Here is a 12,924-nt window from a genome sequence, read left to right as displayed (position 1 = left end):
TTTATGAGAAAATGATAAAAATCAGGTTATGAAAAAAGCCCAATCTTTTGATCGGGCTTTTCTGCTTATAAATGATAACTGAAATTATTCAGCATCTATATAACTTTCAATAGGTGCGCATGTACACATTAAGTTACGATCACCATATGCATCATCTACACGTCTTACTGAGGGCCAGAATTTATTTTCTGAAACATAAGCCATAGGGAATGCTGCTTTTTTACGAGAGTAAGGAAGGTTCCACTCTTCAGCAGTAAGCATTTCCATGGTGTGTGGAGCATTTTTCAATAAATTATTTTCTTGATCTTCAATCGCATCAATTTCTTCTTTAATCGAATTTAAAGCGTCACAAAAACGATCTAATTCAGCTTTGCTTTCACTTTCAGTAGGTTCTATCATCATTGTTCCTGCCACAGGGAAAGAAACGGTTGGTGAGTGAAAACCATAATCGATTAAACGTTTTGCGATATCTACTACTTCAACTCCTTTTTCTTTAAAAGGTCTTAGGTCTAAAATCATTTCGTGTGCAGCTCTTCCGCGTTCTCCTGAATAAAGTGTTTTAAAATGATTGTTTAAACGTTCTTTAATATAATTCGCATTTAAAATAGCATGTTGTGTAGCAGATTTTAATCCTTTTGGTCCTAACATTGAAATGTAGGCGTAAGAGATTAAACAAACTAAAGAAGAACCCCAAGGCGCAGCAGAAATTGCAGAAATTGCATTTTCTCCTCCAGTTTTAATCACTGGGTTACTTGGTAAAAACGGCACTAATTGCTTCGCAACACAGATTGGTCCAACTCCTGGTCCGCCACCACCGTGAGGAATTGCAAAAGTTTTGTGTAGGTTTAAGTGACAAACATCGGCTCCAATTTTACCTGGATTGGTTAATCCAACTTGAGCGTTCATGTTGGCACCATCCATATAAACTTGTCCGCCGTTATCGTGAATAATTTGCGTGATCTCTTGAATAGCAGATTCAAATACACCATGTGTAGATGGGTAGGTAACCATTAAGGCAGAAAGGTTGTCTTTGTATTTAATGGCCTTTTCCCGTAAATCATCAACATCAATATTTCCTTTGTCGGTAGATTTAGTTACTACTACTTTCATTCCTGCCATTACTGCACTTGCTGGGTTTGTTCCATGAGCAGAAGAAGGAATTAAGCAAATATTTCTATGATGATCGCCACGAGATTCGTGATAAGCTTTAATGACCATTAAGCCTGCAAATTCACCTTGTGCACCAGAGTTTGGCTGAACTGAAGTTGCTGCAAAACCAGTTATTTCTGTTAACTGATCTTCTAAACGTTTTAAAACTTCCTGGTATCCAGCAGCTTGCTCTACAGGAGCAAACGGGTGAATGTTGCCCCATTGTGGGTAACTTAAAGGAAGCATTTCTGAAGCTGCATTTAATTTCATCGTACAAGAACCTAACGAAATCATCGAATGGTTTAACGATAAATCTTTACGTTCTAATTTTTTGATGTATCGCATCAACTCGGTTTCAGAATGATATTTATTAAATACATCATTCGTTAAAAACTCGGTATCACGAGAAACAGCTTGATCTTCTATTACACTTTTTTCTAAGGTAGTAATCTTGATTGATGGTTTACCAGCAACGTGAGCGAAAACCGCAATAATATTGTTTAAATCGTTTAAAGATGTAGCTTCATGTATAGAGATAGAAACGGTGTCTGTATCTGGGTAGTAAAAATTAATTTCACTCGCTTCTGCTAATTCTTTAATTTTTTTGGTATCAGCTTTTAATTGAATGGTATCAAAATACAATTCATTAGTTTGGTAATAGCCTAGTTTTTCAAGTGCATTTGCCAACTCTGCAGTAGAGCGATGTACCTTATTAGCGATGTGTTCTAGACCTTTTGGTCCGTGATATACCGCATACATTCCTGCCATGACTGCTAATAATACTTGTGCTGTACAAATATTAGAGGTGGCTTTATCTCTTTTAATATGTTGCTCGCGGGTTTGAAGTGCCATTCTTAAAGCTGGTTTGCCATCGACATCTTTAGTAACTCCAATAATTCTTCCAGGAAGATTTCTTTTGTATTTTTCTTTGGTGGCGAAGAATGCAGCATGTGGACCACCGTAACCTAGCGGAATTCCGAAACGTTGTGTAGTTCCTAAAACTACATCTGCTCCAAATTCTCCAGGAGCACGAAGTTTTACTAAACTTAAAATATCGGCAGCTACAGCAACTTTAATACCTGCATCATTTGCTTTTTTTATAAAATCTTCATAATCGTAAACCTTTCCTGAAGCTCCTGGATATTGTACTAAAGCTCCAAAAAAATCTGAAGAAAATTCAAATTCTTCGTGATTTCCTATAACCAATTCAATAGCTAGAGGTTCTGCTCTGGTTTCTAATAAAGCAAGTGTTTGCGGTAATACTTCTTCAGAAACAAAAAACTTCACGACATTGTCTTTCTTTTGAGCACGTTCTCTAACGGCAAAAAGCAATGTCATCGCTTCTGCAGCAGCGGTAGCTTCATCTAATAAAGAAGCATTTGCTAATTCTAGACCGGTAAGATCTACAATCATGGTTTGAAAATTTACCAAAGCTTCTAACCTCCCTTGCGCAATTTCTGCTTGGTAAGGGGTGTAAGCGGTATACCAACCTGGATTCTCAAAAACATTTCTTTGAATTACCGCAGGTATAATTGCTTGGTGATAGCCCAAGCCAATATAGGTTTTAAAAATTTTATTTTTTTGAGATAACTTCGTGATATGCTCTAAATATTCTTGTTCACTTAGGGCTTCAGGTAAGTTTAATTCTTTTTCTAATTTAATACCATCTGGTAAAGTTTCATAAATTAACTGGTCTAGAGAATCTACTCCGATGGTTTTTAGCATTTCTGAAAGATGTTCAGGCCTTGGACCAATGTGTCTTAACGCAAAAGAATCTGTATTCATTAGCTTTAAAAATTGTTGTGATTGTGGTGTGCAAAAATACAATTTTAAAACTGATTTTTAATTGAAGTTATTCACTTTAAATCTATGAATTGTTGACAATTTCTTAATAGAACATTTCTAAAATCGTTTTTTTGTTTTTGAAACGAGACAATTTAGTATGATTATTAGAAATGTTATTAATACTAAAAGTCTAATTTTTACTTTAGAAATGAATAGGTCTACCTCATGATAGATTATATTTGCCTCATGTCTTGGTTAAAAGCAATTTTTAAATTTTATATCGATAGTAGTATTCACGTCTCACTAGCAGTTTGTGCATTAGTATTAACTACTACTTATGTGTTTGATATTACTGTTTCTTTAGAACTGCTAGCTTTTGTTTTTTTGAGTACAATTACGGGATATAATTTTGTGAAATATGCAGGTCTGGCAGGATTGCATCACCGTACACTTACTAAAAACCTTCAAGCAATACAATCATTTTCTTTTCTAAATTTTATACTATTAGTTTGGCTAGCTTTTCATGTGCCGTTAAATGTTTTGATTATTTCTGGTGGTTTGGGCTTATTTACTTTATTGTATGCCATTCCTTTTTTGCCTCAAGGAAAAAATTTAAGAAGTTTAAAAACACTAAAGATTTTTATTATAGCTTTTGTATGGGCAGTAACGGCTATTATGTTACCTCTAGAGAAATTTGAATTGATTTTATCCATAACGACTTTATGGAGATTTTTACAAATTTTTGTGTTGATACTGGCCTTAATGCTGCCTTTTGAAATTAGAGATCTTACTTATGATAATAATGAGCTAAAAACAATTCCGCAGTTAATAGGTGTTTTAAAGACTAAACACTTAGGCTATTTATTACTGGTCTGCTTTTTTCTATTTGAATTTTTAATTAGCACTAAATGGAGTAATTTAATATCGGCACTACTTATTAGCTTAGTGACTAGCATTATGATTTATTTTTCTTCAAAAGAGCAATCAAAATATTATGCTTCTTTTTGGGTAGAGTCTATCCCTATATTTTGGTTGGGCTTTTTATGGTGGAGTGATTCGGTATTACTTATCTAAATTTTGTTGTAATAACCTTTTTAATTCTTTGCGTTCTTCTTCTTGGAGAGTGGTTAATTGAGCTTTGTTGAAAAGCTCGGTAAGTTTCTTGTTGCGTTCAGAATAATCTTTACACTTAGGACATTTGTCTAAGTGAGAAATTAATTGTTCTCTTTCCCAATCTTTGACTTCATTGTATTGTGCTTTATCGCAATAACAATTTGCTTCAGAACATTTACAGTACTGCTTGTCGGTTTTATCTGAACTCATAAATTATTTTAACCATTTTTCTTCCATGCATTCTGCCAAAGCAGTTCTAGCACGGTGAATAATTACCCATAGGTTAGACGGAGTGATGCCAAATTCATTACAAATAACTTCGGTATCAAAGTTATCGATGGTTTTCATTTTAAAAATCTGAGCATGTTTGGGGTTAATTTTATCTAAACAATCATAGATAGCAGCCCCCAATTCGTTATTCACTAAATTATCTTCTGCAGATTGTTCAAAATTATCGGCTACTTTTTCTTCCAGCCATTCTCCTTCTTGATCCTCTTCGGTGTAATTAATTTTTACTTCAGCCTGTCCTTTTTTAGAATTTATCTTTCGATAGTGATCAATAATCTTACGTTTTAAAATAGAAATAAGCCAAGTACGTTCTGTAGCTTCCCCTTTAAAATATTTTTTTGAACGTAATCCTGCTAAAAAAGTTTCAGAAATTAGATCTTTGGCAATCTCTCTATCGTTCACTCTTACAATGGCATAATTAAACAGGTAGTCAGAATATTCATCGACCCATTGATCTGGATTAATCTGATGTGTGTTTTCTGCCATGAATAAACGTAGATTTGCGGTAAAATTACGAAGAATACTTTAGCATTTCTTTTTTAATACTGTGAAAAAAAACATAAAATGAAGCGATTACTTATCATTGGTTACGTTTGGCCTGAGCCTGCATCATCTGCCGCTGGAAGCAGAATGATGCAGCTCATTAAATTATTCTTAGCACGCGAGTATGAAGTAATTTACGCAAGCCCAGCCAAAGAAAGTATGTATGCCATTAATTTTGAAGAATTAGAAATTACTCAGAAAAAGATTACTACTAATTCTTCAGATTTTGATGAGTATGTAAAAGAATTAGCTCCGCAAGTAGTGATGTTTGATCGTTTTATGATGGAAGAGCAATTTGGTTGGCGCGTCGCAGAGAATTGTCCTAATGCAGTACGAATTTTAGATACAGAAGATCTTCATTTTTTCAGAAAAGCGCGTTACGAAGCCTTAAAAAAAGGGAGAACTTTATTGCGAGAAGATTTAAATTCAGACGAAGCGAAACGAGAAATTGCTAGTATTTTACGCTGCGATTTGTCGCTTATTATTTCTGAAGCTGAGGTCGATTTACTGGCTAGAAATTTTAAAATAAATCCTTCAATTTTACATTACATTCCGTTATTGGCACCTTCAATTTCAGAAGAGAAAATAAAGAAGTTACCTAGTTACGAAAAGCGAAAAGACTTTGTGTTTATCGGTAATTTTTTACACCAACCCAATTGGGATTCGGTCTTGTATTTAAAAGAAAAAATTTGGCCACTTATCCGCAAAGAATTACCCAAAGCACGTTTATTCATCTACGGTGCTTATGCCTCTCAAAAGGTAGAACAATTACAAAACAAACGCCAAGGATTTATCGTAAAAGGAAGAGCAGAAGATGCACAAGAAGTTTTAAAAAAGGCACGAGTTCTTTTAGCTCCGTTACGTTTTGGGGCTGGTATAAAAGGTAAATTTATCGATGCGATGTTGGCCGGTACGCCAAGTATAACAACCACTATTGGAGCTGAAGGTATTTGCGGAAAATATCCGTGGCCTGGAGAAATTGCAAATGAAGATAAAGCGATTGCAGAAGAAGCGATTAAAATTTATGAAAAACCAAAACGTTGGCAAAAAGTACAACAAAACGGATTTAATATTATTAACGAGCGTTTTCAAGAAAATCGATTTGACGAACAGTTTTTTGAAGTATTAACTAAGATCCAAGATCACCTTCAAAAGCATCGTGATCAAAATTTCTTCGGAGCCATGTTAATGCACCACACCTTACAAAGCACCAAATATATGTCGAAGTGGATTGAAGCCAAAAATCAATTAGAAAAGCAATAATGTCAGGTATTTATATACATATTCCGTTTTGCAAGCAGGCGTGTCACTACTGTGATTTTCATTTTTCTACTTCTCTAAAAAAGAAAGGAGATTTGGTGAAAGCAATAATCACAGAATTGCAGATGAGAAAGGCAGAAAATAAAGGAGAAGTAGCAACAATTTATTTTGGAGGAGGAACGCCAAGTTTGTTGAATGCTGAAGAATTGAACCAAATTCTAACAGCAGTTTTTAAATACTACCCGGTTAGCGAAAAACTAGAAATCACGCTAGAAGCTAATCCCGATGATTTAACCGAAGAAGTATTACAAACGTTAGCAAATTCTAAGATTAATAGGCTCAGTATTGGAGTGCAATCTTTTTTTGAAGAAGATTTAAAGCTAATGAATCGTGCGCATAATGCCAGTGAAGCTTTACATTCTATACAATTAGCAAGGCAATATTTTAATAATATATCTATTGATTTGATTTACGGCATTCCAGAAATGAGTGATGAGCGTTGGCAAGAAAATTTAGCACAAACCTTGGCTTTACAAATTCCGCACATTTCAAGTTATGCCTTAACAGTTGAGCCTAAAACAGCTTTAAAGAAAATGATAGAAACCGGAAAAGTAGCTCCGGTAGATGAAGAAAAATCTAAAGCGCATTTTGAAATTTTATTAACCACTTTAGAAGAAGCTGGTTATATAAATTATGAGTTTTCTAATTTTGGAAAACCTGATTATTTTTCTGAAAACAATACAGCTTACTGGCTAGGGAAACCTTATTTAGGCGTTGGTCCTTCGGCACACAGTTTTGATGGGGAACATCGTAGTTGGAATATAAATAACAACACCAAATACATGAAATCTATTCAGGCGGGAATTATACCTTCTGAAGTAGAAAAATTAAGCGTAGTAGATCGTTATAATGAATATGTAATGACGCGCTTGAGAACTCAATTTGGAGTAAATCTTTCCGAGATTAAAAATCTTTTCGGAGAAAACTTAGCTTCTTATTTTGAAAAAGAAGCCCAATTATTTTTTAAAAAAGGACTTTTAAAACAAGAAAACAATAAAATACTGATTACAAGAAAGGGTAAATTTTTAAGTGATGGTATTGCCGCTGATCTGTTTTATGTGGAATAGTAATTCAGTTGGTAGTTTTTTAGTGAGCTGTAACAGGTATTTACTAATAAACTCAACTACTCAAAACTATAAAACGCGTTAGGGATCGAGGCTTTGTTGGAGCTCTTTAGCGATTTCTGCATTTGCAGAAATCGAGAAAAGCGACTGCCGAGAGCCCGTCCCGGCAGGGAACGCCCAAATTATTTTTCTAAAACTTTAGCGACTTCAGCATTTACAAATTCTAAGAATTCTTCATCTTTTTCTGTAAAAGGATCAATGGTATTGGAGTCAATATCAATTTGTCCAATGTTTTCTCCATTTACAAATAGTGGTACTACAATCTCTGCTTTAACGGTAATGCTACAAGCAATATAATTGTCTTGTGCTTTTACATCTGGTACCACAAAATTGCTATTAGATTCGGCTACTTGTCCGCAAATACCTTTTCCAAATGGGATGATGGTGTGATCGGTTGGTTCACCAGCATAAGAGCTCAGTTTTAATTCGTTTTTATCTCCATTTTTAAAATAAAAACCTACCCAATTGTAGTAAGAAATGTTATCTCGCAAAAGGTTACAAATTTCTTCTAATTTTTCTTCAACATTAAGTTTCTCTTTTTCTAAAATTTTGGAGACTACTGGTTTTAATTCTTCTAAATTCATTGCTATATTTTTTAGGCAAAAGTATTTAATATTTTAGAAATCAATATACTTATTTGTATAACTTTGTTGCAGTAAAACCTTGAATTTTGAAAGATATTTTATTAAAAAATAAAGCGGTCATTAAATTTTTGATACTCTTTTTAGGTTGCTATTTGTTGCTAGCCGGTTGTTATAAGTTGTATTTATTCTACGGAAGCTCTGCAGAATATTATCCTGATTATTTTACTAACTTAGTAGCAGAACAGTCTTCTAATGTTGTTAAAGTTTTTGGGTATGATTCTTATATTTCTAAACATCCCAACAACCCTTCGATGAAATTTTATATAAATAATAATTATATAGTACGAATTGTAGAAGGGTGTAACTCGATAAGTATATTAATTTTATTTGTAAGTTTTATTATAGCGTTTCATACAAAATTTAAAGCAACCTTTTTGTATTTACTCGCAGGTAGTGTTTTAATATATGCACTTAATGTACTTCGTATTACTTTACTAGCAATAGGGATTTATAAATATCCAGAAAGTCAAGATTTTCTGCATGACATAGCTTTTCCAGCAATAATTTACGGAAGTGTTTTTACCTTATGGCTATTATGGGTGAAAATAGCCGCTGGTTATAAAAAGAAAGTAGATGAATAATTTTTTTAAATACCTATTAGTATTTATTGGTTTTTTACTTTTAGCTTTAATTCGATTTTATGAATCGGAAATATTTTATGATCCTTTGTTAAATTTTTTTCATGGGAATTATCATCAACTTGCCGCCCCCGATTTTGAATTATGGAAAATTTTTGGTACTACTATTTTTCGTTATTTGTTGAATACATTTATTTCACTTGGTATTTTAACATTACTGTTTTCTAAAAACGTATTTAAATTTTCTCTTCTTATTTATGGTGTTTTATTATTGGTTTTAGCTCCAATATTTTGTATTTGCTCACCATGATGCAACCAGAATTACATTTTTATTATTTTATGTTCTTAGGTTTTTAATTCAGCCCTTATTAATTTTATCATTGACTCCTGCTTTTTATTACCAAGAAAATATAAAAAAGCCGACTCTTGAGTCGGCTTTTTAGCAATTGAACCTTTTATTTTTTCGGATCTAAAATTAAATCTACACGTTCTATTAAATCTTGTACGTGAATTTTACTCATGTTATCTGAAAATTTGTATTGAGAAGATTTTAAATTACGAAGTAAGGTTTTTAGTTCTGCTCTTACTACCGCTTTAATATCGCTTCGGTTCACATCAATATTACTTCTAGTTACCCAACTTCTATAACGAGCGGGAATTTTTTCTTGTTCATTTGTCATTAGGTAAGCTAAACGACCTAGATAAGTACGTTGCAAGTTTCTTCGGTATAAGCTAATGTTTTTATTTCGATTAAGCTCGCTAAAAATTCCTTTTCTTAGATCGTTCATCATGGTATAAAGACCATAAGCTTGTTTGCCATTAAGCTCTTCGTTTTCAATTAAACGAGCCATTCTGCCATAATCTAAAAGATTTTTTAATGTTCTGGTTTGGTAATCACTTAAGCGTTCTATGCTTCCGTCAAACTCTATTCTGCCAAAAATTTCTTGATCTAATAACCATTCTGGAGTGTCAAAAAGTTGTTCTTGTAAAAACTCCATCGCGCGTTCTTGTTTTTCTTTCTCTACATGCTCATAAACTGCACCTTGTTGATCGTAAGTTTTATAAGTTTCTACAACGCCCCCAATATTAGCGGTAACGTGACCCATATAGCGATTGTATTGTGCTAATACCTGTAGGTATAGATCGTCTAAATCTTGATAATTTTTACCATCTTCTGCAGTCCATTCAATTAATTTAGGAACAATCCTTTTTAAATTTTTAATTCCGTAAGCACTAGCTTTCATGGAATCGTCACCTAAATCTTCGGTTTGAGAAGTAGGATCGATTACACCTCTTTGCTGTTTCCCAAAACGGTAAAGAGGATCGCCAGCGTGTTCTAAAATCCATTCATCTAAAATAGGCTTCTCTTCCTTAGCTGTTTTGTTGGTAATAGGTCGGTAACCCCATTCGATCGCATATTTGTCATATGGACCAATATTTGGCATTAATGCAACATCACCATCACCAGGTTGAGCGATGTAATTAAAACGCGCATAATCCATAATAGATGGAGCTGTACTATATTTTTTAGTGAATTCTGGACTTCTTAAATCTTCAACAGCATACGCTACACTGCTTCCCATATTGTGAGGCAAGCCAAGGGTGTGACCAACTTCATGAGAGGATACAAAGCGTATTAATCTTCCCATAATTTCGTCTTTAAATTTTACGTTACGTGCATCTTCATTAATAGCTGCGGTTTGTACAAAATACCAGTTTCTTAATAAAGTCATTACGTTGTGATACCAGTTAATGTCTGATTCTAAAATCTCTCCAGATCTAGGATCACTAACGTGAGGACCGTTAGCATTTGGTATAGGAGAAGCTAAATAACGAACAACAGAATACCTTACATCTTCTGGACTCCAGTCTGGGTTTTCTTGTTTGCTAGGAGCATCTTTGGCAATTATGGCATTTTTAAATCCTGCCGCCTCAAAAGCTACTTGCCAATCTTCAATTCCTTGTTTGATATACTCTCTCCATTTTTTAGGGGTAGCCGGATCTATGTAATAAACAATTTGTTTTTTTGGTTCAACTAACTCTCCGTTTTCAAATTTCTTTTTATCTTTTTCTTTTACTTCTAATCGCCAGCGGTCTAAGTATTTAACCTTTTTACTTTTTTGTGCATCTAAGCCATAATCGGTTTGACTTCTAGCAAACCATCCCACACGTTCGTCAAAATACCTTCTTTTCATGGGCTCTTTAGGAAGTAAAATCATTGAGTTGCTAAATTCTAAAGAGATAGACCCTGTGGTTTCATTAGAAGGAGGATTGCCAGCATTATAGGTTTTTACATGCCTAACTTCTATGTTTTCAGGGAAACTTTTAATCGTGTCTACATAAGAACGATTATTATCAACTTTAGAAATTTTATATTTTTTTCGTTGTGCTTGTCTTAAACCTAGAGCTCGTACGTCTTTTTCAAAAAAGGTAGTTACATCAATTACGCTAGCTTGATTTACAGAATCTTTGTGAAAAGCTTTGATAGGAAATGAATACAAAATTGGCTCAAAATTAGAATTGACAACCGCTTGATGAATAGGTAAGGAATCTGAAGCTACAATTTCATGAGAAACGACTCTCAATAAAATATTTTCTCCCTTTTTCTGCCAACGTAAAACCTGAGAATTTTGCTTGCCGCCACCAAAACCAATTCCTGTAGCGGTTTTTGCTATACGTGTAACCATAAGCATTTCTCTATTTAAAATACTATCAGGTATTTCGTAAAAATATTTTTTATCTAAGTAATGAACATTGAACAAGCCTTTATCAGTTTTAGCTTTATCTGTAATTACCTTGTGATAAGCTTTTATATCTGAAGTGCTTTTCTCTTGTTTTGGTGTTGATGCCTTATTTTTTTTTGGTTGAAAAATGGCGCAGCTACTAAAAACCAAGAAAAAAATTGGAATGTAGATTTTTGAACTAAATTTAAAAGTCATGAATTATTGTTTTGTAAATATTTGACTACTATTATTTATAATAGTTTAATTGAAGAACATAAAAAAAGCCAACTAGTATAAGTCGGCTTTTAAATAAGTATAGTATGTTTTTACTATTTTTTTTCTTCTAATTTTTTAAATTTAGCAAATTGTTTATCATCAAGTATTTTTTTCATTTGCATCATGAAAGAGGTATCAAATTTTTCTTTATTTAATCGATACTTCTCATCTTTTTCTTGACCATTAAGATGCTCATCATAATTTAAAATTCTGCTGTAATATTGTCTAGATACGAGTTTTTCCTGTTCTTGAGAAAGATTCAATTGCTTATCAAGTTGAACTACTTTTTGTTGAGCTTCTTTTCTAATTTCTTCAGTGCTCATTTTAGAATTTTGAGCTGAAAGATTTGCGCTTGAAACTAGAAGACCAATGGTTATAGCAAAAAATGTAATGATTTTTTTCATAGGGCTTTAATATTATGATTATTTGTTAAAAATAGTATATTTTATGATAACAGCAATAACTTTAAACATTTCGATTAAATTATAATTTGTTAGTTATTAATTCTAACGTTAATTTATACAAATTTTTTTTCTCTACTTTTGCTTTTAGCTAAGCGTAAAAGCAGATGAAGAAGATGTCTTCCCTTTCTTGGTTAGAATTTTCTAAAAGACTTATATTAATATCTTGATTATTGTCGTGAAGGTAATATTTAGTAATTATTTTAGAGAATAGATAAACTCTATTGCTGCCGCTACTAAGTAATTTTTTTTTGAAATGAAATGATTCTAGAATTAAAAACATCAAATTCATTCAGCTCGATTAATAAGATAATTTCAATGAGATCTTTTTTGATGCACCATATTTCATCATAATTTTTCGTATACCAATAATCAGTATGATTTAATTGTAATAAAACTTTATAAGCTTTTTTTATTTCTGCTTGTTGAATATAACAAGTTATTAAAAACAGTCGAGGTAAAAACGATGGTTTAGATTGAGTTAAAAGTTGAATTGCTTCTTCGGGTTTTCCTGTAAAATTTAAATAGTAAGTTTTTTAATATGCTGAGTTCAACCCATAAGTGCAAAACATTTGTTTTTTAGGACTTCAATTGGGTTTTGATAATTAAATTTTCTAATTGGTCTGTAATTTAGTAATCTTTCAACTTCTTTTATTCTTTTTTCTGAGACTTTTCTCAGGTCTGTTTTCTTTGGGAAAAATCTCCGTATTACACCTATTCTGTTCTCTACGGTTCCCTTATCCTGTGATGTATAAGGTCTGGTAAAATATGTTTTTGCGCTGAGTAGCTCCCTTATTTTTTGATGCCGTGCAAACTCCTTTCCGTTATCGAAAGTCAAGGTCTTAACCCAAGATGGACTGAAATTGGTAAGTCTCTTCTCCATTTTTTCATATACCTCCCCAGCTTCTTTTCCATTTAGT

General features: G+C 32.9%; 11 protein-coding genes and 1 pseudogene. 5 read left to right on the top strand and 7 right to left on the bottom strand.

Annotated elements, in window-relative coordinates; genetic code table 11:
• Positions 1-84 precede the first annotated feature (84 nt).
• The gene (gene gcvP / locus KW502_RS12935; protein WP_219040977.1) at positions 85-2,934 is read right to left on the bottom strand and encodes an aminomethyl-transferring glycine dehydrogenase; all 2,850 of its coding nucleotides are present in this window, start codon (positions 2,932-2,934) and stop codon (positions 85-87) included.
• A gap of 225 nt (positions 2,935-3,159) precedes the next feature.
• Between gcvP and KW502_RS12930 the strand changes: the two genes are divergently transcribed.
• A complete protein-coding gene (locus KW502_RS12930; protein WP_255554246.1) occupies positions 3,160-4,008 on the top strand; it encodes a UbiA prenyltransferase family protein in 849 nt (282 codons plus the stop codon).
• Here KW502_RS12930 and KW502_RS12925 read toward each other — a convergent pair.
• Positions 3,997-4,257, bottom strand: coding sequence for a hypothetical protein (locus tag KW502_RS12925; protein WP_219040976.1), 261 nt, complete (start codon positions 4,255-4,257; stop codon positions 3,997-3,999). The two genes, KW502_RS12930 and KW502_RS12925, sit on opposite strands and share 12 nt — an antisense overlap.
• Positions 4,258-4,260: 3 nt before the next feature.
• On the bottom strand, positions 4,261-4,821 hold the full coding sequence (locus KW502_RS12920) for a sigma-70 family RNA polymerase sigma factor (protein WP_219040975.1): 561 nt from the start codon (positions 4,819-4,821) through the stop codon (positions 4,261-4,263).
• Positions 4,822-4,899: 78 nt separating this feature from the next.
• Here KW502_RS12920 and KW502_RS12915 point away from each other — a divergent pair, with 78 nt between their 5' ends.
• Positions 4,900-6,141, top strand: coding sequence for a glycosyltransferase (locus KW502_RS12915; RefSeq protein WP_219040974.1), 1,242 nt, complete (start codon positions 4,900-4,902; stop codon positions 6,139-6,141).
• Positions 6,141-7,265, top strand: coding sequence for a radical SAM family heme chaperone HemW (gene hemW / locus KW502_RS12910; protein ID WP_219040973.1), 1,125 nt, complete (start codon positions 6,141-6,143; stop codon positions 7,263-7,265). The genes KW502_RS12915 and hemW overlap by 1 nt, the downstream gene beginning before the upstream one ends.
• A gap of 179 nt (positions 7,266-7,444) precedes the next feature.
• On the opposite strand, the gene KW502_RS12905 is transcribed toward hemW, so the two are convergent.
• Positions 7,445-7,906: an XrtF-associated fRMsr-like GAF protein gene (locus KW502_RS12905; protein ID WP_219040972.1), complete on the bottom strand. Its 462-nt coding sequence runs from the start codon at positions 7,904-7,906 to the stop codon at positions 7,445-7,447.
• Positions 7,907-7,992: 86 nt separating this feature from the next.
• Between KW502_RS12905 and xrtF the strand changes: the two genes are divergently transcribed.
• Positions 7,993-8,547: an exosortase family protein XrtF gene (xrtF, locus tag KW502_RS12900; protein WP_219040971.1), complete on the top strand. Its 555-nt coding sequence runs from the start codon at positions 7,993-7,995 to the stop codon at positions 8,545-8,547.
• Positions 8,540-8,987, top strand: a pseudogene (locus tag KW502_RS12895) (exosortase F system-associated membrane protein). Before xrtF ends, KW502_RS12895 begins: the two are co-directional and overlap by 8 nt.
• Positions 8,988-8,999: 12 nt before the next feature.
• Here KW502_RS12895 and KW502_RS12885 read toward each other — a convergent pair.
• The 3 genes from KW502_RS12885 to KW502_RS12875 all read right to left on the bottom strand — a co-directional run.
• Positions 9,000-11,483: a zinc-dependent metalloprotease gene (locus tag KW502_RS12885; RefSeq protein WP_219040969.1), complete on the bottom strand. Its 2,484-nt coding sequence runs from the start codon at positions 11,481-11,483 to the stop codon at positions 9,000-9,002.
• A 113-nt stretch (positions 11,484-11,596) separates the two neighbouring features.
• Positions 11,597-11,947 carry a hypothetical protein gene (locus KW502_RS12880; RefSeq protein WP_219040968.1) on the bottom strand — a complete coding sequence of 117 codons (351 nt, stop codon included), beginning with the start codon at positions 11,945-11,947 and terminating at the stop codon, positions 11,597-11,599.
• 607 nt (positions 11,948-12,554) lie between these two features.
• Positions 12,555-12,924: IS30 family transposase (locus KW502_RS12875; RefSeq protein ID WP_219040967.1), on the bottom strand; the 370-nt coding region annotated here is incomplete at its 5' end.

Origin of the sequence: Mesonia aestuariivivens (assembly GCF_019311235.1) — a bacterium.
GTDB classification, from domain to species: domain Bacteria; phylum Bacteroidota; class Bacteroidia; order Flavobacteriales; family Flavobacteriaceae; genus Mesonia; species Mesonia aestuariivivens.
Note: the sequence above shows the minus strand (reverse complement) of the source record. Positions and strands in the feature narration are given on the sequence as shown.